A 21,214-nucleotide genomic window follows, 5' to 3' on the forward strand; every position below is an offset into this window, starting at 1 on the left:
CTCCGGAAGCTTCCGGAGCGGCCTTCGCCGTATCACCAGCCGACCGCCGCGGGTCAGCGGACCACGGCACCCGTTTTCGGATCGAGCTTCAGCGGTTTCGCGTTCGGGTGCGAGAAGTCGAACATTCCGGTGAGGGGCGCGGCCAAGGCGTCGAACGAGCCGTCGCCGATGCGGCCGAGGCGCCAGTTGTCCTCGATGAACCGCAGCACCGACGTCTGGTCGGTCATGGTGTGGTCGACGTGGTTCGCCCGGCTGTAGGGCGAGATCACCAGCAGCGGCAGGCGTGGGCCGTAGCCGCAGCGGTCGGCGTAGCCGCCGAGGCGCACCGGGTGCGAGGTGCACACCGACGAGTCCTGCGCGGAGTCGTGCGAGCCGTTCACGATCTTCGAGGGCACGTGGTCGTACCAGCCGTCGGAGTCGTCGTAGGCGAGCACGATCGCGGTGTCGCGCCAGTGCGGCGAGGACTGGATGCGGTTGATCTCCGAGACCACGAACGCCTGCTCGTCGAGCGGGTCGGAGTAGCCGGCGTGACCGTCCTGGTAGGACGGTGCCTTGAGGAAGCTGACCGCGGGCATGGTGCCGGTGCGCAGCGCGTCGTCGAAGTCGCTCACGTCGTACTGGTGGTTGGCCTGGTCGGTCTGGCCCACGGCGTGGAGCGAGCTCGGCGGCAGGTGCTTCGCGTTGGCGGTCGACTCGTAGTACTGGAACGGCTCGTGGTGCGGGCTGTAGTCCACGGCCGCCTGCCCGCCGACGTTCGGGTGCTGGGTGCCGCAGACCGCGTAGCCGCCGGCCGCGCCGGTGGGCTTGAAGCCGCCTTCGAACCAGCCCCACGTGACGTGCTTGGCGTTGAGCAGGTCACCGACGTTGCGGCCCTGGAAGGCGCCCAGGTTGTCGGTCGCGGTGTGGTTCTTGTCGGAACAGTCGTCGAAAGCCGGGTCCGGGTCGGTGATCATCGTGCCGACGCCGTGCTCGTCGGGCGAGGCGGCGGTGTTCGGGTCGACCTTCGGCTCGCCCGTGACCGAGTCCACGGGCTGCAGGCCGTGGGTCTGGCCCGAGATCAGGTTGATCGCGCCAGGGCTGGACGGGCCGAAGACGGCGTCGAACGAGTTGTCGTTGAGCGCGTAGTGCTGGGCGTAGTTCCACATCGCGGTGACGGTGTTGCCGTCGAAGTAGTCCATCACCAGGCCGGGCTCACCGAACAGCACGGGCTGGCCCGTGCACTTGTCCTTCTCGGTGTTCTCGACGAACTTGTCCATCTTCCCGCCGTTGAAGGCGGCCTGTTCCTTGTTGTAGTCGTGGGCCTGGTCGCACGTCAGCGCCTGGTCGGGAGCGAGCCGTTTCGGGTTGTAGGCGTTCGGGTTGTCCGTGAGCAGCTTGTGGTCCAACCCGTTGACCTTCGGCGTGTGCGGTGCCGCGTGGAACGGGGTGCCGTTCTCGTTGGTGGCGTCCGGGTAGGTGCCGAAGTAGTGGTCGAACGAGATGTTCTCGCCGAAGATCACCACCACGTGCTTGATCGGTGACGTGGTCGGGAAACTCGCCGCGTCCACGGCCTTGTCCGGCACCGCCGGCGACGCGGCGCTGCTCGCACACGCCGCCGCCATCAGCACGGCAGTGCCCAGCGCCCCGGCCGCCAGCGCGGTCCTCCTGCTCCTGCCCACGACCTGCCCCTTCCCGCTCATCCCAGCAACGTCCGGCCGTAGTGGTCGGCCGGATCCGTCACGCCGGGGAGCAGGTAGAAGTACCCGCCCCCGAACGGCGAGACGTAGTCCGTGAGCGGCTCGCCTTCGAGCCGCTTCTGCACCGCCTCGAACTGGCTCTCGAGGTCACGCTGGTAGCAGGTGAACACGAGGCCCATGTCGAGGTTGCCGTTGGAGTCCACGCCGCGGTCGTAGGTCACCGCGCGCCGCAGGATCCGCTCGCCGTCGGTCCGCGGCGTGCGCGGGTTGGCGAGGCGGATGTGGCTGGTCAGCGGGATCACCGTGCCGACGGGGTCCTCCGCGTAGCGCGGCACGTCGAGTTCGCCTGCGCCGTCGAGCGGCGCGCCGGTGTCGCGGCGCCGGCCGATCATGTTCTCCTGCTCCGACAGCGATACCCGGTCCCAGAACTCCACGAGCATCCGGATGAGCCGTACGACCTGGTAGCTGCCGCCGTCGTCCGTCCACACCAGACGGTCCAGTTCGGACGGCTGCGGATTGGCGGTGCCGTCCTTGAACCCCAGGAGGTTGCGGGGTGTGCCGGCCGGGCGTGGCGGTGAGGTGAAGCCGTCGATCTTCCAGCGCACCTGCATGCCGCCGCGCGTGGCCCGGGTGAGGTCGCGCAGGGCGTGCAGCACGGTATCGGGCTCGGCCGCGGTGAGGACCAGGCTCAGGTCGCCGTGGCACCACCGCGGGTCGAGGGCGTCGTCGGGGAACACCGGCATCGGCTTGAGCTTCGCGGGCTTGCGGGCGGCGAGGCCGTAGCGGTCGTCGAACAGCGACGAGCCCACGCCCACCAGCACCGCCAGCTCACCCGCCGGCACCTCGGGCCCGAGCACGCCGGAGTCGGCGGGCGGACCGGTGATCCCCAGCGCGGCCGGTGCGCCGCCCGCGGTGAGGAACGCGGCGCGATCGGTCAGCTCGCGCAGCAGGCCGGTCAGCTCCTGCCGGTTCTCCGCCACCACGTCGAACGCCGCGACGATCGAATGCCGCGCCGGCTCGGCGAGTATCGCGGCCTGGCGCGGTCCGTGGAACGGCGCCGGCCCGGTCGCCGACGCGCTCCCGGCAAGGCCCACGAGCCCCGCTCCGGCTCCGGCGGCCGCGGCCCCGCGCAAGAACGCACGCCGCCCGAGCGTCACGAGATCCTCCTCGGCTCGGCGATCGCCGCGATCGGCGCGAGGCGCTCGGTGAGCTCGGCGACGTCGGCGTTGATCTTCTCGCGCCGGGCCTGCGTCAGGTTCGCCAGAGAAGTGCCCTGTGTCGCGTGCAGATCGCGTTCGGTGCGGTCGAGCCACGCGTCGAGGTCCGCCAGCCCCGGGAAGCGGGTGACGAGCAACGGCCGCAGCACGTCGAGCACGGCGCGCGTGCCGGTGATGTTGGCCTGGGCTGTGGCGAGTGTGCTCCCGCTGCCGTAGTCGGTGCGGCCGGTGAGCTCGAACTGCAGCGTGTTTTCCATGATCTCGTGGGCGCGCAGGCCGAGGTCGTTCTGGTCGACCTGCGCGTCGCCGAACGCCGTGCGCAGCTGCCGCACATCCGTGTCGAGCTGCCTGGCCACCGGCTCCAGTGCGGCCGGGTCCTCGTAGTGCCACAAGCCGTTCTCGAGACGGTGGAACCCGGTGAACCCCGGATCCGCCGCACCGCCGGCCAGGCCCGCCGTGGTGCCGTTGACGGCCCCGTCGGCGTCGCCGAAAGCGTCGTAGGCCGCGCCGAGCCGTTCGTAGGTCAGGTGCGCGGTGAGCCAGGCCCGTTCGCTCGCCTCGCGGTCTCCATTGTGGACGGCGTTGTCGAGCGCGGCCGTCTGCCCGGCCAGCGTGGTAAGCCCTTCGGCCACGTAGTGGTGGTACTTCTCGAGCGGTTCCAGCAGGTCGGCGTTGGTCACGGGCACGACCGCGGGCCCCGGCCGCTGCGCGCCGCCGCTCACGCGGACCTCCGGCCCGACGAACGGAGTGCCGTCTTCCGGCGCGCACCGCAGCGCGTACGCGCCGTCGGCCAAGTTCACCGGCAGAGCTCGGGTGGTGCCGGACCCCACGCCCTCCAGCTCGCCGAACACGGTGCCGGTGGCGGGATCGACGACTTCGACCTCCATGGTCACCGCGCCGGTGTTGCGCACCTGCAGCGTCTGCGGGCCCGGCGGCGGCGCCGCCCCGCCCGCACCGCACCCGGACCGCGACACCACGATCGGCCCGGCCTCGGCGTCCGGTCCGGCCGCGTCGACGACGACCACCACGACGCCGGCGGCGACCACGACCAGGCCGACCACCGCCGCCCAGCGCCATCGCCGCACCACCAACTCCCCTCAGGTGAACTTCTGGCGAACACTTTCACGTATTCGCACACACCTGACAAGAGCTATGCCCCGTTATGCCCGATTTTGGGGCGCGGTCTGTCCTACGCCGTCACTTTCGCGACAACACGAACACCGGCAACGGCCGCCCGGCCGCGACGCGTTCCATCTCGTAGCCCGGCCAGAACGCGAGCAGCTCGGACCACATCCGGTCGTACTCCGCGCCTTCGAGCTCCCGGGCCTTGACCTCCACGACCCGCGCGCGGATCCCGACTGTCGCTTTGGGATCCGCGCGCAGGTTGTAGGTCCAGGCCGGGTTGTTCGGCCGGCCCCAGTTCGAGCCCGTGAGCACGAAGTCGTCGCCGTGCGGGAAGTACAGCAGATTCGTGCTGCGCGGCAGCCCGCTCTTGCGCCCGGTCGTGGTCAGCCGCAGCGACGGCAGGCCCGCGATGCCGACCAGGCTCACCCGCCCGCCGAAGAAGCGGTGCAGCTTCTGGTCGGTCCAGATGATGCCGCGCGACAGCGTCATCACGAAGGGCCTGGTGCCGAGCTTGCGAGCGAAGGGCTCGAGGGGGTTACGCACGCACAGATCTTGCCAAACTCACCCCGAACCGCTCCTGGGAGTCCGTCCACCAGCGCTCGACGGCGAAACCGGCGGCGGCCAGCTCCGCCTCGACGCCCGTGCGGCGGAACTTCGCGGAGATCTCCGTGCGGATGTGCTCGCCCGCGGCGAAACGCACCTGCAGGTCGGCGCCCGGGATGTCGACGGTGACCTCGTGCCGCGCGCGCAGCCACATCTCGATCCACTCGTCCTCGGCGTTCCAGTGCGAAACGTGCTCGAAGGTGTCGAGGTCGAAGTTCGCCCCCAGCCGGGAGTTGATGACCCGGAGCACGTTGCCGTTGAAGGCGGCGGTGACCCCGGCCGCGTCGTCGTAGGCGCGTTCCAGTGTTTCGCGGTCCTTCACCAGGTCGGTGCCCAGCAGGAGCCACTCGCCCTCGTCGAGCACGTCGCGCACCGAGCGCAGGAACACGGCGCGCTCGTCGGGCAGGAAGTTGCCGATCGTCCCGCCGAGGAACGCCACCACGCGCGGCGAGGTGCCCGGCAGCAGGTTCAGGTGCTGGGTGAAGTCGCCGACGACGCCGCGCACCTCCAGCTTCGGGTAGTCCGCCGCGATCGCTTCGGCGGCTTCGGCCAGCGCCGACTCCGAGACGTCCAGGGGCACGAACGACTCGAGCGTGCCGTGCTCGGTCAACGCGTCGAGCAGCAGCCGCGTCTTCTCGCTGGACCCGGAACCGAGCTCGACGAGCGTGTGCGCGTCGGTGAGCCGAGCGACGTCACCGGCGCGCGCGGCAAGCACCTCACGCTCGCTCCGGGTCGGGTAGTACTCGGGCAGCTCGGTGATCTTCTCGAACAGCTCGCTGCCCTCGGCGTCGTAGAACCACTTGGGCGGCAACCACTTCTGCTCCGCCGCCAGGCCCGCTCGCACGTCCGCGCGAAGCTCGCCCGCGACGTCGCGGCGATGGCTTTCGAGATCCACTTCCGTCATGAGGTGGTGCTCCGATCCAGGGTCAAGGGAAGGAGTTCGACGCCGGCCGCGGTGACGCGCACGGCGTGGTGGTCGGGAACGGGGGTCCAGGCCGGGTCCGGGTCGCACGGCTCGGACGCCAGCACCACACCGCCGGTCATGGACCGCACCGACAGCGCGTGCGTCCACGTGGTGCCGATCAGCGTGGTGCCGTCGGTCAGCAGGAAGTTCAGCCGCGAACCCGGGGCCGCGGCCTCGACCTCGGCGATCAGGTCGGTGACCGCGGCCAGCGGGTCGGCTCCGTCCCGAAGCCGGGCGCGCAGCAGCGCCCACAGCAGCGCCGCGTCGGTCGGCGCCTCGAGTGTGAGCAGCTCGGTGACGTCGAGGGTCTTCGCCAGCCCGGCCATCGAACCGGGCCAGCCGCGGACCACGCCGTTGTGGCTGAACAGCCACCGCCCGTCGGTGAACGGCGCCGCGGCCGCCTCGGTCACCGGCATCCCGGTGGTGCCGTTGCGGACCGCGGCGACGAACGCCGTGGTCGAGACCGAGGCGGCCAGCGCGGGCAGCGTCTGGTCCGTCCACAGTGGAGACGCGCGCCGGTAGCGCTGCGGCGCGCCTCCGGGCTCGGGGTACCAGCCGAGGCCGAAACCGTCGGCGTTGACCGAGCCGCCGCCGCGCATGTCGAGCGGCGCGTACGACTGCACGAGCAGCGCGTGGGGCGCCGCGAACACGAGCTCGGCGGGCGAGATCGGCGCGCCGAGGTACGCGAGGTGCCGGCACATGCCGTTCAGTTCACCTCGCCGGGCCGGGCGTCACGGGCGCAGCGGAAGCCGGAGAAGATCTGCCGCCGGATCGGGTAGTCCCAGTTGCGGAACGTGCCGCGGATCGCCGCCGAGTCGGTGCCGAACGAACCCCCGCGCAGCACCTTGTACTCCGGGCCGAAGAACACCTCCGAGTACTCCCGGTACGGGAACGCCACGAACCCCGGGTAGCCGTGGAGGTCGGTGCTCGTCCACTCCCACACGTCGCCGATCAGCTGGTGCACGCCCAGCGGCGACGCCCCCGCCGGGTACGCGCCGGCCTCGGCCGCGCGCAGGTGGCACTGCCCGAGGTTGGCGTGCTCGGCCGTCGGTTCCTCGTCGCCCCAGGGGAAGCGCCGCGAACGGCCCGTCGCCGGGTCGTGGCGCGCGGCCTTCTCCCACTCCGCCTCGGTGGGCAGCCGCTTGCCCGCCCACGCGGCGTACGCCTCGGCCTCGTAGTACGACACGTGCACCACGGGCTCGTTCACGGGCACCGGCTCGTGCACGCCGAACCGCGTGCGCCACCAGCCGCTCGGCTCGCGGTGCCAGAAGCGCGGCGCCGTGATGTCGTGCTCCTGCCGATACGCCCAGCCGGGCTCGCTCCAGAACCGCCGCTCGTCGTAGCCACCGGACTCGAGGAACTCGACGTAGGCCCCGCACGTGACCGCGCCGGTGTCGAGGAAGTACGCCGGCACGTCGATCTCGTGGGCCGGGCGCTCGTTGTCCAGCGCCCACGGCTCGGCCGTGGTGCCCATGGTGAAGCGGCCGGCCGGCACGAAGACCTCGGCGGGCAGCCGGCCCGCCCGCGCGGGAGGCGGCTCCGGCGCGTGCAGCACCGGCTCGCCCTTGCGGAGCTGGTGAGTGGCCAGCATGGTCTCGTCGTGCTGCTGCTCGTGCTGGGTGATCATGCCGAACGCGAACGCGCTCTCGGTGAGCCGGCTGCCGTCGAGCGGCGCGGTCTCCAGCACGTCGAACGCCTTCTCACGGACCTCACGCACGTAGGCGCGGGCCTCGGCCGGGCCGAGCAGCGGCAGGGCCGGCCGGTCGGCGCGCGCGTGCTGGAACGCGTCGTAGAGGTCGTCGATGTCCGGGCGCAGCGGCTCGCGCCCGCCCACGTCGCGGACCAGCCACAGCTCTTCCTGGCTGCCGATGTGCGCGAGGTCCCAGACCAGCGGCGACATCAGCTTCGAGTGCTGGCGGACCAGGTCCTCGTCGTCGACGGCGTCGGTGAGGACGACGCTGCGCGCCCGCGCCCGGGTGAGGGCCTCGGCCGCGTGAGCCCGCAGGTTCTGCGGGCTCAGCTCCAGCAGCGGGTTGTGTTCCGGGGTAACGCTCATCGCTCCTGACTCCTCGATCCGTTCACGCGTGTGCGCACGCTCTCGGTGATCTCCGTGATGGTTGCGGCCGGCAGGCCCGTGGCGGGCAGCTCGGCGATGCCGAGCTCCACGAGCTTGCGCGCGACGGCGGCGATGGCGTCGTCGGCAAGACCCCGGGCCGCGGCGTCGACCCAGCGGCCCGCCACCGGCGCGCACAACCGGCGCACCTCGTCCACTGTGGACGGACGGGCGAGCAGGGCCCAGACGAGGGCGACCGGGGGCAGCCACTCGCCGGGCGGCTGGGCGTCGAGGTACCGGATCTCCAGGTACCCGTGGGGCCGCACCGGGGTGAACATCGTGGTGAGGTGATAGTCGAGGTCCTCCGCCGTCGGGCGGCGCAGCACCCCGGCCGCACCGCGGCCGTCGATCCAGTCGGCGAACGTGAGCCCGTCCGGCGCGTCCCACGGCCGCTCGCCGCGGGGCAGCACCATCAACGGCGTGTCCATCATCCGCCGGCCCCAGTCGGCGGCGGGGTCTGGACCAGGCTCGGCCGAATGGGTCCGAACCGGTTCGGTCTCGAGCACCGCGAGCCAGCGCGCGGACTCGAGGCCGGTGTCGCGACCGGCGTGCACCCGGGAGTTGGCGAACACGGCGAGCAGCGGCGGCCCCATCACGTGCGCCGCCTCCCAGCGCGCCGCGATCTGGTCTGCTTCCCCCGTGTCCACACAGATCTGCAGCCCGGCGGTGCTGCACATCATGGTGATCCCGCCTTCGCCGATCGGCTCGAACCGGCGCTCCATCGCGGCGTAGCGAGGAGTGCGCAGGGCGCGCCGGGGCGGACGGTGGGCGTCGATGCCCGACTCGCCGAGCACGAGTCCGTGCCGGGCCAGCAGGCTGGCGAGATGGGAGAGGTCGGCCGAGACGACTGCGAGCAGATCTGGCAGCGAGGCCTGAGGAAGAGCGGAGATCTCCACCTGGCACCCGGGCTCGAGGCTCACGGGAGAGCCTGCCGGTAGCGGGGTGGCCGGACTGTCGGGGCGCAGTGTCCGCGGGGTGTGCGGGCCCAGCGCCGTGGCCAGGACATCGGGGTCGAGCGGGCGGGCCGGGTCCTCGGCGTGGTGCACCGTGAACTCGAGTTCCACGCCCAGCAGTCTCGGTGGGCCGTGCTTGAAACACACCGAGGCGACGTACGCCTCCCCGGCCGCGCGGTCCGAAAGCACCCGCGCGGTGAGGTTCGACGCACTTCCGGACTTCTCCGGAAAATCGTGCACCGCAGTCATCGTTCGCCGTCCGAGTCAAGGAGGTCCGCGGGGTGGAACCTCTCGCCTTCGGACGCTACACGGAGGGTCTGACAAAATCAGGTGCCCGCGAGTACGCGCGAGATCCACAAGACTCTCGTAAGGACTCCTGACCTGGGTGTTTCTCCTGAAGTTCCGGCACGCTGCTCCGTCCGGATGATCAGGGCAGGGCAGGTTCGGTGCCCAATCCGAGCTCCGCGGCCGCGGACTGCACGGCCCCGATCACGAGGTGCAACGCCGGGCGCCGGATCTCGGTACGCCGGTAGGCGATCGACACCGTGCGCAGGAGCGGCGTCGTCAGCGTGACCACGTCGATGCCCGGCGGCCGCAGCAGCCGCAGCCCGAGGTCGGACACGAGCGTGACCCCGAGGCCGGCGCCCACCATGGCCATGGCCGTCGACTGCTCCTCGACCTCGTGGTTGATCTTCGGCGAGAAGCCGTGGCGGTGGCACGCCATGCGCATCGCACGGCCGAAGTGCGACTTCGGGCTCGCGAGGATCCACGGGTGCTCGGCCAGCTCGTCGAGCGACACCGAACCGGTGGGGAACGCGCCCGCCGGCACCGCGGCGTGCAGGCGTTCGATGGCCACCACCGCGCGTTCCAGCCCGTTGTCCCACCGCGTCGGCGCGTCGGAATAGTCGATCACGAACGACAGGTCGAGCGTGCCGTCGCGCACCGCCTCCGCGGTGTCCTCGGGGGCCAGCTCCCGCGTCTTCAGCTGGATCCCGGGGTACTCGGCGGCGAGCGCGGTGAGCGCGGTGGGCAGCAGGCCGGACGCCACCGACGCCCACACCCCGGCGGTGAGGCGCGCCGACATCGAGCCCTGTGCTTCCTCCAGCGCCAGCGTCGCGCGCTCGACCGAGCCCAGGATCTCCTCGGCGTGCTCGGTCAGCAGCACGCCGAGCTCGGTCAGCTGCACACGCCGGCCCAGCCGTTCGAACAACTTCGCGCCCACGTCCCGTTCGAGCTGCGCCAGCTGCTGCGACACGGCCGAAGCCGTGTAGTGCAGCGACACCGCGGCAGCGGTGACCGTCCCCCGGCGCCGCAGCTCCCGGAGCATCCGCAGGCGGTGCAACGAAAGCTCCATACAGAAACCCTAAACAACTTCGTGCAGCTTCGTTAACTGGACGCGAAGGCGGTCGCGACCGCACCCTCGAAAGCGGCGGCCGAGCAGGGCCGCCCCCGACTCTTGGAGGTGAGTGGCCCGATGCTTTCGCCGAACGCCGAACCGTTGATGAGGCTGACGTGGACCGACCCCATCACCGGCGCGCACGGCTACCTGGTCGTGCACAGCCTGGTGTCCGGCGTCGCCACGGGCGGCACGCGAATGCGGGCGGGCTGCACGATGGGCGAGGTCGAGGACCTCGCCCGCGGGATGGCGAACAAGACGGCCACGTTCAACCTCCCCGTCGGCGGTGCCAAGGGCGGCATCGACTTCGACCCCAAGGACCCGCGGGCGTTCAGCGTGCTCACGCGGTTCTGCGAGTTCCTGCGCCCGTGGCTCGACGCCAGCTGGGTGACCGCCGAGGACCTCGGCGTGCCACAGCACCTCATCGACTCCGTGTTCGAGAAGCTCGGGCTGCAGCAGTCCTACCACGCCGCGATCCACCGTTCGGCCGATCCCGGGCGCACGCTGCGGCGCGTGCAGGCCGGGCTCAACGCGCCCGTGCCCGGCGGGCTCCTGCTGGGTGACGTGATCGGCGGCTACGGCGTGGCGCAGGCCTGCCTGGGCGCCGCCTCGGCGTGGGGCTGGGACGCGGCCGAAACGACCGTCGCGATCCAGGGCATCGGCACCATGGGCGGCGGGGCCGCGTGGTACCTGCACGAAGCCGGCGTGAAGGTCGTCGCCGTGGCCGACGCGGCGGGCACGCTCTACGACCCCGAAGGCCTCGACGTGCCGGCGCTGCTCGACCTGCGCGACCGCTTCGGCGAGGTGGACCGTTCGCGGCTGCCCGAAGGCGTCCGCACCCTGCCACGCGAGGCGGTCGTGGCGACCGACGCCGACATCCTCGTGCCGGCCGCGATCTCCTACGCGCTGCGCGTGGACAACGAGAACCTCGTGAAGGCCAAGGTCGTGGTGGAAGCCGCGAACGCGGCGACGACGCCCGAGGCCGAGGCCTCGCTGTCCGCACGGGGTGTCGCGGTGATCCCGGACTTCGTCGCGAACGCGGGTGCCGCCGCGTGGGCGTGGTGGCTGCTGCTCGGCGAGGTGGGCGCCGACCCGGCCGACTCATTCCTTCGCCTGCGCACGGAGATGCAGGCGAAGGTGGCGCTGCTGCTGGCCGAGTGGAACCTCGACCGCGTGCCGCCGCGCGTGACCGGCCTGCAGCTGGCCGAGACCACCCGCGCCGCCCGGGCGGCTGAGACGCAGGCGAACGAGGGTGCGCCTGCCCTTCTCATCCCGTAGCAGGCCGCAGCCCCTCGGGACCGGGGGTCGCGCGGTGCCCCGAGACGGGGCGGGGCACCGCGCGGAACTTCCCGGTGTTCCAGAATTTCGGGGAGCTCAGGACCGGGCGAACCGGTCGAGCACGCCGACGAGGACCTCGCTGATCGAGCCGGTGGCCGTGGTGTGCCCGGAGTCGCCGACGAGCAGGAGCTCCGCGTCCGGCAGCGCCCGTTCCAGCAGCCACGGCGTGCCGACCAGGTTGCCGAGATCGAGCGAGCCCTGGACCAGCGCCGCCGGGATCCCCGCGAGCCGGTGGGTGTCGCGCAGGATGGCGCCGTCCTCGCTGAAGCAGCCGTTGGCGAAGTAGTGCGTGACGAGCCGCGCGAACGCCAGCCGGTACGCGGGGTCGGTGAACCGCGACGCCGCCGGTTCGATCGAGAGCATCGCGTCTTCCCACTCGCACCAGCGCCGGGCAGCGGTTTCGTGGACGGCGGGGTCGGGATCCATCAGCAGCCGGTGGTACGCGCGGGCCAGGTCACCGTCGCGCTCGGCCTCCGGCACGCCGTCGCGGAACTTCGCGAACGCCGCCGGGAACACCGCGCCGAGCCCCCGCGTGAGCAGGTCCAGCTCGGCCTGCCGGTCGGTGGCCAAGCCGAGGAGCACGAGCTCGCTGACGCGCTCCGGGTGACGTTCGGCGTACAGCAGCGAGAGCGCCGACCCCCAGGACCCACCGAACAGCAGCCAGGTGTCGATGCCGAGCGTGGTCCGCAGCAGTTCCATGTCGGCGAGCAGGTGCGGGGTGGTGTTGGCCGAGAGGTCGGCGACGGGCTCGCCCGCGTACGGCGTGCTGCGCCCGCAGCCGCGCTGGTCGAACAGCACCACGCGGTAACGATCGGGGTCGAAGAACCGCCGGTGCGCCGGCAGGCAGCCGCTGCCGGGTCCGCCGTGCACGACGAGGGCGGGTTTTCCGGCGGGGTTGCCGCACTCCTCCCAGTACACGGCGTTGCCGTCGCCGACGTCGAGCATTCCGGTGCGGTACGGGGTGGTCTCGGGGTGCAGTCCAGGCACGGCACGTCCTTTTCGACGGAGCCTTCCGGCGGGTCAGAGCAGGTCCGCGGCCAGCTCCCACAGCGCACGGCACAGCTGGGCGGGTGCGGCAGGGCCGAGGTGGATCACGGCTTCGGCGCCGGAGCCGGCGGTGTGGCTGAGGTAGCGGCCCCAGTCGCTGTCGGCGTAGTGCAGGGGTTCGTCCACACACAGGCGGCGGCCGACTTCGTCGCGGCGGGCGACGTACAGCTCACCGCTGCCGTGGACCGGGCGCCGCACCAGGCTGACGACGTCGGCCAGCTCGGGTTCGAGCGGGTACGCGTCCTCGCCGCGGCGCGCGGCGTCCGCGAGGTCGGAGACACGGACCGAACGCGGGACGCCGCCACCGGCCCCGACGACCGGGAGCTGCTCCACAAGGGTCTCGACCAGCCGCTGCCGGTCGATCTCCTGCACGCCAACGTGCTCACCGTCGGACACGGCGAGCACCGCCTGCAGCCCGCTCGCGGCGACGAGCACGCCGTAGGTGCGCCCGCCCGTGGCGACCCAGCCGTAGTACTCCTCCGCCGGCCGCGACAGCAGCGGCAGCCAGTCGAGGAAGTCGACGGTGGCGCGGCCGCGCCGGTCGACGAGGCCGGCCACGGCGAGCGCGTCGTCGATCCGCTTGGCGGCCTCCTCGCGTTCGAGGTCCGACAGCCACACCGGTTCGGGGCGCAGCGTCACGTGCAACGACCCGACCTGCTCCCGCGCGGCGAGCGCCGCGAGCGCTTCCAGCGGTACGTCGACCCGTCCGGCCACGGCCGTCACTCGCCGATGACCGGCGGGATCGTCCGCTGATCGGTGCCGAAGAGGGCGTCGGGGTCGGGTTCGACGAGGAAGTCGGGACGGCGGTGCTCGGCGTCCTCCTCCTCTTCCCCGCGGCGGCCGGCGGCACCCCCCGGTCCCATCGATGTCCCGCGGCTCCCCGCGGCGCCCCGCGCGGCAGCGGCTTCTTCGGCCGCGACGGCGTTCAGACCACCGACGCCGGACCGCGCAGCGGCACCGCCACGCAGCGCGCGGCCTTCTGCCGCGCCGGCTTGGCCCCCCGTGCCGCCCGCGAACCGGCCGCCGGACGCGCCTCGGCCCGCGGTGCCTGCGGGGTCGCCGCCGATGAGGCCGGTCGGGCCGGACGTCGGGGTCTGGCCGGGGTCCGGGACGAACGCCGTGCCACCCCGGCTCGAGGTCGGGTCCGGCCACGTCGACGTGGCCGGCGGGACCGCGGTGTTCGTGCCGCCGGTGCTGCTCTGCGTGGTGGTCGTGTCCGCCGGGTGGTGCGTACCGCCGGTCCCGCCGGTTTCCCCGGTGTGGCCGGTGCCGCCCGTCCCGCCGGTGTGGCCGGTGCCGGTGTGGCCGCCCGTGATCACCTGCTCGCCGGTGCCGTGGAAGCCGGTGGCCGGGGTCTGCCCGGCGGTCCCGGTCCCCGTCGTCCCGCCCGGCGTGGTGCTCCCGAGCGACCCCGGGACGGTCACGTGCCCCGGCGGCGCCGGCGTGGACAGCCGGATCGCCGCGCCGTCGGACTCCAGCGTGCCGTACTGCGTCGGCAGCACCGACTTCGTGCTCGTCGTGACGCCGTTGTATTGGTCCATCACGCGCACGTTGGTGTCGTTGGCGGCGTTGTACTTGTTCAGCTTGTCCTGGTACGAGTTCTGGTCGTGCGCCGCCATGAACGGCCCCGCGATCGGGATCGCCGCCTTCAGCCCCGTCGTCCACGGGCTCGGCTTGTCCGGCTTCGGCGGCACCTCGACCACGGCGTGGCTCGAGTCCTCGAAACTGCTCGCCTGCATGTCCACCGACGCGTTGGTCATGTCGAGCGGGTCCGCGGTGTCCGCGAACGCCTTCTCCAGCGGGCCCGCGCCCGCGTTGGCGGCGTCGGCACCGTTGCCCGTCCACGACTTCGCCATGCGGTCCTGCAGGTCATTGATGCTCTGCGCCCGCTCCAGGTATGCCGACGACAGCTCCTGCACCTGCGTGGCCGCGGTCCGCAGCCCCGAGGTGTTGCCGGTTCTGAAGTTCTCGTAGATCTGCTTGCCGTCCACCTAAGCCCCCTTGAGTGTGCCGACGACGGCGCCTGCCACGGTTTCCGCGACCTGGCACGAATCCTGCTCGCCTTGATAACCCTGGGCCGCCGTGGCGAAGGCGAGCTCGTCCGAGAGACCCACCCAGAGGGTGCAGTTCCCGCGAGCCCTGCGGTCGCTGAGATCGCTGAACACCGCGGGGTGACCGGCCACCGAGGGAGCGGGGTCCACGAAGCCCAGTTGCCCCGCGTCCTTCGCGCGGTAGATACCGGCGAGGCCGCCCATCCCCTGGTCGCGGTTCCCCGTGCCGATGATGATCTGGACGCTGAGCCCTTCGGCACCGATCTGCCAGCCACAGCCGGGCCCCGCCTCGGCGAACGGCCCGCTCACCGTTGCTTCGCCCTGCGCCGGATAGCGCAGCGGGGCCAGCACGCTCTCCGGCACGAGCGCGCAAGGTTTGCCCAGGTACGCGGCCGGATCGAGGGGGTCCGTCACCTTCGGCGCACGGGAATCGGGGGCGGTGCCGGAGGCACTGCTCGGAGCCGGCTGCGCGGTGCCCGCGGTGGGTGCCGAACACCCGGCCGCCACCACGGCGGCCACGACCACGAGCGCGGCGCACCCCGCCGCCCTCGCGCTGGCTCCCCTCATCGTGCCTGGCCGAGCTCGGCGTTCGCCTGGTCGGTCGCCACGGTCTTGTCCTTCGCCGCCTTCAGCTTCGCGACGTAGCCCTGCACGTACTGGCGCATCGAATCGTTCTGCTCCTGCAGCGCGCGCAACGAGTCGCCACCGGTGGTGGCGTAACCGCTGCTGGCGGGATCCTTCCCAGGAGCTTTCAACGCCGCGACGATGTCCACGATCTTGCGGCCGTCCGCGGTGATCTTCGTCAACTGGTCTTCCCACAGGCCGATCACGGCGTCGAGCTCCGCGGGCTCCATCTCGAAGGTGCCGCCGCCACCGCTCCCACCGCCGTACACGGGGCCACGGCCGGAGACGTCGCCGAAGACGGTTTGGGCCGCGCGGCCCGCTTCGCCGATGATCAAGGCTCGTTCCTCTCCCCAGTCTCACTCACCGTGATGGCGCACAGCGTAGTCACCGGCCACGTCCGTGTCAGCAGAACGTGGCCGAGGTGAGACGAAGAAAAGGGGGTGGCGGTTCCGGCGACTCCACGTCACAGTACGTACGTACGGATTGCAAGAACCCCGTCCCAGATGTCAGGATTCCAGGATGCCCCGGGTCAGCCAGGATCACCTCGACGCACGCCGGCGCCAGATCCTCGACGGTTCGCGCGTGTGCTTCGCCCGCTACGGATACGAGGGTGCCACAGTCCGCCGCCTCGAGGAGGCCACGGGTCTGTCCCGCGGAGCCATCTTCCACCATTTCCGCGACAAGGAGTCGCTTTTTCTCGCACTCGCCGAGGACGACGCCGTGCGGATGGCCGACGTCGTCGCCGAACAGGGCCTCGTGCAGGTCATGCGCGAGCTGCTCTCCGGCGACAGCGAACACCCCGCCGACTGGCTGGGCACACGGCTCGAGGTGTCGCGGCGGCTGCGCACCGACCCCGAGTTCCGCGGCCGCTGGGCCGAGCGCTCCGAGCAGCTGACCACCGCGACGCGCGAACGGCTCATGCGCCAGCGCGAGGCCGGCAACCTGCGCGACGACGTGGACGTGGACGTGCTCACCGCGTTCCTCGAGCTCGTGCTCGAAGGCCTCGTCTCCCACCTCGCGATGGGACTGCCCGGCGACGACCTCGGCCCCGTGCTCGACCTGGTCGAGGAGACCGTCCGGCGCCACCGGCCCGGGGCCACCCGATAGGTGCTCACACTGCGCCGCGGTCGCTTTCGTGTTGAATGTGGCCGTGGAGATCCTCGACGCGCACGGACAGTCTCTCGCCCTCTTCGACCGGGCCGTGCACGAGATCGGACCCGGTGACTGGGGCCGCGACACCCCCTGCGCCGACTGGTCCGTACGCGACCTCGTGAACCACCTCGTCGTCGAACAGCTGTGGGTCCCGCCGCTGCTCGACGGCGCCACCCTCGACGACGTCGGCGACCGCTTCGACGGCGACCGGCTCGGCGACGATCCCGTCGCCGCCTGGGAGACGTCGGCGGCCACGGCGCGCGAGGCGTGGCTGGTGCCGGGCGTGCCGCAGCGCACCGTCCACGTCTCCTTCGGGCTGATCCCGGCCGAAGAGTACGGCTGGCAGATGTCCATCGACTTCGCCGTGCACGCCTGGGACCTCGCGACGGCGCTCGGCAAGCCGAACCCCATCCCGGCGGACCTGGCGGCCCGCCTGCTCGAGGTCGTGCGCCCGTGGGTCGACGACTGGCAGGGCATCGGCCTGTTCGAGCCGCCGGTCGCGGTCGGGCGCTCCGCGGACGACGCGACGCGGCTCGTGGCGCTCCTGGGCCGGCAGCCGCGCTGAGCCACACCGCTTCACCCGGCTGTCACCCGTCCGGCGTCCGGAGCACGTTAAGATTGTCGGCATCGTCGCAGTACAAGCCGATTCCCTTGCTAGGAGTGACTCCACACGTGCGCGCCGCGCAATCGCCCGGTGACAGTACCGGGCCGGGTCGACAACCCGGCTGCCCGCTAGCCTCCACCGCTCCTTCTCGCGTCCCGGACGGTGCGGCATGACCCACGTCCTGCTCTCCGTGGGCGGTGTGCTGGTCTTCATCCTCCTCACGATCGGCACCGGCCTCGCCGTCGCCGCCGAGTTCTCGCTGACCGCCCTCGAGCGCAGCACCGTCGACGCCGACGTGCGCCAGGTGGGCGACCGCCGCTCGCTCGCGGTGCAGAAGGCGCACCGCACGCTGAGCTTCCAGCTCTCGGGTGCCCAGGTCGCGATCACCCTCACCACGCTGATCACCGGTTACCTCGCCGAGCCGCTCATCGGCGAGCTCGTGCGGCCGGCCTTCGACGCGTTCGGCCTGTCCGAAGCCGTCGCGGCCGGCGCGTCGATCGCCGTCGCACTGGTGCTGGCCACGTTCCTGTCGATGATCCTCGGCGAGATGGTGCCGAAGAACATCGCGATCGCGCGCCCGCTGCAGACCGCCCGCGCGGTGACCGGCTACCACTCACGGTTCTCCGCGCTGTTCCGCTGGCTCATCACGCTCATGAACAACAGCGCCAACTTCGTGGTGCGCAAGTTCGGCGTCGAGCCGCAGGAAGAGCTGCGGTCCGCGCGCTCGCCGCAGGAGCTCGGCTCGATCGTGCGCTCCAGCGCCGAGAGCGGGAAGCTGGACACGTCCACGGCCGAGCTGCTGGACCGTTCGCTGCGCTTCGGTGAGCGCACCGCCGACGAGCTCATGACCCCGCGCGTGCAGGTCGAGTCGCTGACCGTGGACGACACGATCAACGACCTCATCGAGATCTCGCGCCGCACCGGCTTCTCGCGGTTTCCCGTCTACCGCGAGGACCTCGACGACGTGCAGGGCGCTGTGCACGTGAAGCAGGCCTTCGCCGTGCCCGGCGAAGAGCGCGCCACCGTGCGCATCGGCTCGGTCATGCGCCCTGTGCCGACCGTGCCCGAGTCGCTCTCGGGCGACGACCTGCTCAACCGCCTGCGCGACTCCCGCTACCAGCTCGCCATCGTCGTCGACGAGTACGGCGGCACGGCCGGGCTGGTGACGCTGGAGGACGTGGTCGAGGAGATCATCGGCGACGTCCGCGACGAGCACGACGACCGCGAAGCCCCGGCGTCGCAGCAGGTCGGCTCGGACAGCTGGCTCGTGTCGGGCCAGCTGCGCTCCGACGAGGTCAGCGAGGTCACCGGCTTCCGCATGCCCGACGGCGACTACGAGACGATCGCCGGCCTGATCCTCGAACGCCTCGGCCGCATCCCCGCCGAGGGTGACGCCGCCGTCGTCGACGGCTGGCGGCTCACCGTCACGAGCATGGACCGCCACCGCATCGCCGAGGTCGAGGTGCGGCCCGTGGAACCCGGGCCGGGCCAGAACACCGACCAGAACACCGGCCACGACCCGGCCGCTGCGCCGAAGCGGAACGCCGCGCCGCAGCCGGTCACCGAACGCGAGGTGGTCGCGTGAACGACTGGCTGAACATCGCCCTGGTCGTGGTGCTGCTGCTCGCCAACGCGTTTTTCGTCGGCGCCGAGTTCACCCTGATCTCCTCGCGGCGCGACCGCCTGGAAGCGTTGCTGGAGCAGGGAAAGACGCGCGCGCGGATCGTGATCAACGCGAGCAGGAACGTCTCGCGGATGCTCGCGGGCGCGCAGCTGGGCATCACCATCTGCTCGCTGCTGCTCGGCCGGCTGGGCGAACCCGCCGTGGCGCACCGGCTTTCCGGGTTCTTCGACCTGCTCAACCTGCCCGAACAGCTGCTGTTCCCGATCTCGTTCGCGATCGCGCTGGCGTTCATCACGATGCTCCACGTGCTGATCGGCGAGATGGTGCCGAAGAACCTCGCCATCGCCGAGCCGGAACGGCTCGCGCTGTGGCTGGTGCCCGCGCACGTGGCGTGGGTGAAGCTCGCGAACCCGGTGATCTGGTTCCTCAACCTCGTGGCGAACTCGTTCCTGCGCCTGGTGAAGGTGGAGCCGAAGGACGAGCTGGAAACGGCCTACACCTCCGACGAGCTGGCCGAGCTGCTCAGTGAGTCGCGGCGCGAGGGACTGCTCGAACAGTCGGAGCACCAACGGCTTTCGCAGACGTTGTCGTCGGTCGAGAAGACGGTGTCCGACGTGCTCGTGCCCACCGCGCAGCTGACCACCCTCCCTTGTGGACCGACGCTCGGCGACGTGGAACGCGCGGTGTCCTCGACCGGGTTCTCGCGGTTCCCGGTCTGCACCGACGACGGCACGCTCACCGGCTACATCCACGTGAAGGACGTGCTCGACCTCGTCGGCCAGAGCCCGGACACGAGCGTGCCGGACTCGAAGACCCGGCCGCTCACGGAGCTTCGCGCCGACGCGCGGCTCGACGTGGCGCTTTCGGCCATGCGCAAGGAAGGCAGCCACCTCGCGCGGGCGCTCGACGCCGCCGGCAAGGCCGTGGGTGTCGTCGCGCTGGAGGACCTCGTCGAGGAGTACGTGGGCACCGTTCGCGACGGCACGCACGTGACGGCATGACCGGGCCGCTCGTCCTCGCGGGACCGGAGTGGCAGGCACGTCAGGCCCAACACGTCGAGCGCATGCGCGCGTGGACCGTGCCGCACCAGGAACGCCGGGCGCGAGATGAGAAGCACCCCGTGCTCGACTTCCTGTTCACGTACTACTCGTACCGGCCCGGGCACCTCGAACGCTGGCAGCCGGGCCCGGGCGTGGTGCTCGCCGGCCCGGCCGCGCGGCGCTTCCTCGACCGGCCGGCCTTCGTCGAGACGGCCGCCGGCGTGACGCTCGACCCGGCCGCCTTCACCGAACGCCGGGTCCGGACGGCGGATTTCGTGCTGCGGCTGCTGGAAGCCACGGCGAGCCGTTCCCCGCGGTTGAGCTGCTTCGGCCTGCACGAGTGGGCCATGGTGTACCGCGAGCCGGCCGACTCCGTGCGGCACTCGCACGTGCCGCTGCGGCTCGGCTCGGCCGGCACGGACACGGTGGTCGAGTCGCTCGAGATCCGCTGCGGGCACTACGACGCGTTCCGGTTCTTCACCGACCCGGCACGGCCGCGCAACACCCTCGAGCCGGTCCGCGAGAACCAGGTCGAGCTGGAGCAGCCGGGGTGCCTGCACGCGAACATGGATCTGTTCAAGTGGGCGTACAAGCTCGACCCGTTCGTCCCGGCGGAGCTGGTGGCCGACTGCTTCGAGCTCGCGGCCGACGTCCGGGAGCTCGACATGCGGGCCAGCCCGTACGACCTTTTGGCCTACGGCTACTCTCCTGTGCGCATCGAGACGCCCGAAGGGCGGGCCGAGTACGCCCGCGCGCAAGGCGGCTTCGCGCGCCGGGCGGCGCCGCTGCGGGCTCGGCTGATCGCGCTCTGCCGTCACCTGCTCGGCGGCACTTGGTGAATTGTGTACAGACCGTGCAACTCTGAGTCACAATATTCACCGAGGGTCGCTAACCTGTTAGAGTGATAACGGTTTGATTGCATAGCAGCGCGTGTGCGCACATCTCGAAAGGACAACGATGGGGCGACACACACTGGCCGAAGAGCCGGTGCCGCACCCTCTCGATCCGCCGAAGCGCCAGCAAGGCCGCAGCGAGACGACGGGCTCACACCGGATCGTCGCCGCGAAGGCCCCGCGCCGCCGGATCGCCAAGTGGCCCATCGCCTGTGCCGGGCTCGTCGTCCTGGTCGCACTCGGCGTCTTCGGCTGGAACTGGGCCGACAGCGTGCTCAACAACCGCGCAGAGGCCCAGGCCGCCAGCTGCGGCGGGAACCGGACCACCATCAAGCTCGTCGTCACCCCGCAGATCGCGAAGCCCGTCGAGGCCGCCGCGCACCGCTGGGACGCCGATCTGACCCCCGTGCACGGCGCGTGCTTCCAGGTCAACGTCACGACCAAGTCGTCGTCGGAGGTGCTCGACGCGCTGACGGGCAAAACCGACCTCTCGACCATCGGCGGCCTGCCCGACGGCTGGGTCCCCGAGTCGTCGTACTGGGTCACGCAGCTGACCGACGCCAAGCCCGAGCTCATCGGTTCGCCGGCGATGCCGATCGGCTCTGGCCCGCCCGCCGACTACCCGTTCGTGGGCCTCGCGGCGTCGTCCGTCGGCGGCGCCACCACCGACGAGAACCAGCAGCGCGCCACGCAGAGCTTCCGCGCGTACCTCAAGGAGCCCGCCCAGCTGGCCGACTTCGCGGCCGCCGGCATCCGGGCGTCCTGAGCCGCGTCAGCCGAAAGCGCCGAAACGG

Annotated in this window: 21 protein-coding genes; 7 read left to right on the plus strand and 14 right to left on the minus strand. The window is 71.6% G+C overall.

Features of this window, described 5'->3' with window-relative positions; genetic code table 11:
- Window positions 1–53: 53 nt before the first annotated feature.
- The 9 genes from AB0H62_RS18725 to AB0H62_RS18765 form a co-directional block, all read right to left on the minus strand.
- On the minus strand, window positions 54–1,679 hold the full coding sequence (locus AB0H62_RS18725) for an alkaline phosphatase family protein (protein WP_220240842.1): 1,626 nt from the start codon (window positions 1,677–1,679) through the stop codon (window positions 54–56).
- A complete protein-coding gene (locus AB0H62_RS18730; RefSeq protein ID WP_360587113.1) occupies window positions 1,676–2,833 on the minus strand; it encodes a Dyp-type peroxidase in 1,158 nt (385 codons plus the stop codon). Before AB0H62_RS18730 ends, AB0H62_RS18725 begins: the two co-directional genes overlap by 4 nt.
- Window positions 2,830–3,978, minus strand: a complete 1,149-nt coding sequence (locus AB0H62_RS18735; protein ID WP_360587115.1) for an EfeM/EfeO family lipoprotein — start codon at window positions 3,976–3,978, stop codon at window positions 2,830–2,832. Before AB0H62_RS18735 ends, AB0H62_RS18730 begins: the two co-directional genes overlap by 4 nt.
- Window positions 3,979–4,090: 112 nt before the next feature.
- Complete coding sequence (locus tag AB0H62_RS18740) at window positions 4,091–4,507, minus strand: nitroreductase family deazaflavin-dependent oxidoreductase (protein ID WP_220247750.1); 417 nt, start codon at window positions 4,505–4,507, stop codon at window positions 4,091–4,093.
- 46 nt (window positions 4,508–4,553) lie between these two features.
- Window positions 4,554–5,525 carry an L-histidine N(alpha)-methyltransferase gene (egtD, locus tag AB0H62_RS18745; RefSeq protein ID WP_220240846.1) on the minus strand — a complete coding sequence of 324 codons (972 nt, stop codon included), beginning with the start codon at window positions 5,523–5,525 and terminating at the stop codon, window positions 4,554–4,556.
- Entirely contained in the window at window positions 5,522–6,286 is a 765-nt protein-coding gene (gene egtC, locus AB0H62_RS18750; protein WP_360587118.1) for an ergothioneine biosynthesis protein EgtC, read from the minus strand. Before egtC ends, egtD begins: the two co-directional genes overlap by 4 nt.
- Before the next feature lie 5 nt (window positions 6,287–6,291).
- Complete coding sequence (egtB, locus tag AB0H62_RS18755) at window positions 6,292–7,641, minus strand: ergothioneine biosynthesis protein EgtB (RefSeq protein ID WP_360587120.1); 1,350 nt, start codon at window positions 7,639–7,641, stop codon at window positions 6,292–6,294.
- Window positions 7,638–8,900: a glutamate-cysteine ligase family protein gene (locus AB0H62_RS18760; protein WP_220240852.1), complete on the minus strand. Its 1,263-nt coding sequence runs from the start codon at window positions 8,898–8,900 to the stop codon at window positions 7,638–7,640. Before AB0H62_RS18760 ends, egtB begins: the two co-directional genes overlap by 4 nt.
- A gap of 178 nt (window positions 8,901–9,078) precedes the next feature.
- Window positions 9,079–10,005, minus strand: coding sequence for a LysR family transcriptional regulator (locus AB0H62_RS18765; RefSeq protein WP_220240854.1), 927 nt, complete (start codon window positions 10,003–10,005; stop codon window positions 9,079–9,081).
- Window positions 10,006–10,125: 120 nt separating this feature from the next.
- Between AB0H62_RS18765 and AB0H62_RS18770 the strand changes: the two genes are divergently transcribed.
- Entirely contained in the window at window positions 10,126–11,325 is a 1,200-nt protein-coding gene (locus AB0H62_RS18770) for a Glu/Leu/Phe/Val dehydrogenase dimerization domain-containing protein (RefSeq protein WP_360587122.1), read from the plus strand.
- A 96-nt stretch (window positions 11,326–11,421) separates the two neighbouring features.
- Here the strand turns inward: AB0H62_RS18770 and pip are convergent, their stop codons facing one another.
- The 5 genes from pip to AB0H62_RS18795 are packed head-to-tail and all read right to left on the minus strand — an operon-like array spanning window position 11,422 to window position 15,442.
- Complete coding sequence (gene pip, locus AB0H62_RS18775; protein WP_360587124.1) at window positions 11,422–12,372, minus strand: prolyl aminopeptidase; 951 nt, start codon at window positions 12,370–12,372, stop codon at window positions 11,422–11,424.
- A gap of 33 nt (window positions 12,373–12,405) precedes the next feature.
- On the minus strand, window positions 12,406–13,155 hold the full coding sequence (locus AB0H62_RS18780) for an ESX secretion-associated protein EspG (protein WP_360587126.1): 750 nt from the start codon (window positions 13,153–13,155) through the stop codon (window positions 12,406–12,408).
- The gene (locus tag AB0H62_RS18785; protein WP_360587128.1) at window positions 13,152–14,423 is read right to left on the minus strand and encodes a hypothetical protein; all 1,272 of its coding nucleotides are present in this window, start codon (window positions 14,421–14,423) and stop codon (window positions 13,152–13,154) included. The genes AB0H62_RS18780 and AB0H62_RS18785 overlap by 4 nt, the downstream gene beginning before the upstream one ends.
- Complete coding sequence (locus AB0H62_RS18790) at window positions 14,424–15,050, minus strand: DUF3558 domain-containing protein (protein WP_220240862.1); 627 nt, start codon at window positions 15,048–15,050, stop codon at window positions 14,424–14,426.
- Window positions 15,047–15,442 (minus strand): hypothetical protein, encoded by a 396-nt coding sequence (locus tag AB0H62_RS18795; RefSeq protein WP_220240864.1) that lies wholly within the window; start codon window positions 15,440–15,442, stop codon window positions 15,047–15,049. Before AB0H62_RS18795 ends, AB0H62_RS18790 begins: the two co-directional genes overlap by 4 nt.
- Before the next feature lie 184 nt (window positions 15,443–15,626).
- Here AB0H62_RS18795 and AB0H62_RS18800 point away from each other — a divergent pair, with 184 nt between their 5' ends.
- From AB0H62_RS18800 to AB0H62_RS18825, 6 genes are all read left to right on the plus strand, one after another.
- Complete coding sequence (locus AB0H62_RS18800; RefSeq protein ID WP_220240866.1) at window positions 15,627–16,214, plus strand: TetR/AcrR family transcriptional regulator; 588 nt, start codon at window positions 15,627–15,629, stop codon at window positions 16,212–16,214.
- A 43-nt stretch (window positions 16,215–16,257) separates the two neighbouring features.
- Entirely contained in the window at window positions 16,258–16,824 is a 567-nt protein-coding gene (locus tag AB0H62_RS18805; protein ID WP_220240868.1) for a TIGR03086 family metal-binding protein, read from the plus strand.
- A 208-nt stretch (window positions 16,825–17,032) separates the two neighbouring features.
- Window positions 17,033–18,448, plus strand: coding sequence for a hemolysin family protein (locus AB0H62_RS18810; protein ID WP_220240870.1), 1,416 nt, complete (start codon window positions 17,033–17,035; stop codon window positions 18,446–18,448).
- Complete coding sequence (locus tag AB0H62_RS18815; RefSeq protein WP_220240872.1) at window positions 18,445–19,488, plus strand: hemolysin family protein; 1,044 nt, start codon at window positions 18,445–18,447, stop codon at window positions 19,486–19,488. Before AB0H62_RS18810 ends, AB0H62_RS18815 begins: the two co-directional genes overlap by 4 nt.
- A complete protein-coding gene (locus AB0H62_RS18820; protein WP_220240874.1) occupies window positions 19,485–20,366 on the plus strand; it encodes a 3-methyladenine DNA glycosylase in 882 nt (293 codons plus the stop codon). The genes AB0H62_RS18815 and AB0H62_RS18820 overlap by 4 nt, the downstream gene beginning before the upstream one ends.
- 118 nt (window positions 20,367–20,484) lie before the next feature.
- On the plus strand, window positions 20,485–21,186 hold the full coding sequence (locus AB0H62_RS18825) for a substrate-binding domain-containing protein (RefSeq protein WP_220240875.1): 702 nt from the start codon (window positions 20,485–20,487) through the stop codon (window positions 21,184–21,186).
- Window positions 21,187–21,214 lie beyond the last annotated feature (28 nt).

This window comes from Amycolatopsis sp. NPDC050768 (genome assembly GCF_040654155.1).
Taxonomy (GTDB): Bacteria; Actinomycetota; Actinomycetes; order Mycobacteriales; family Pseudonocardiaceae; genus Amycolatopsis.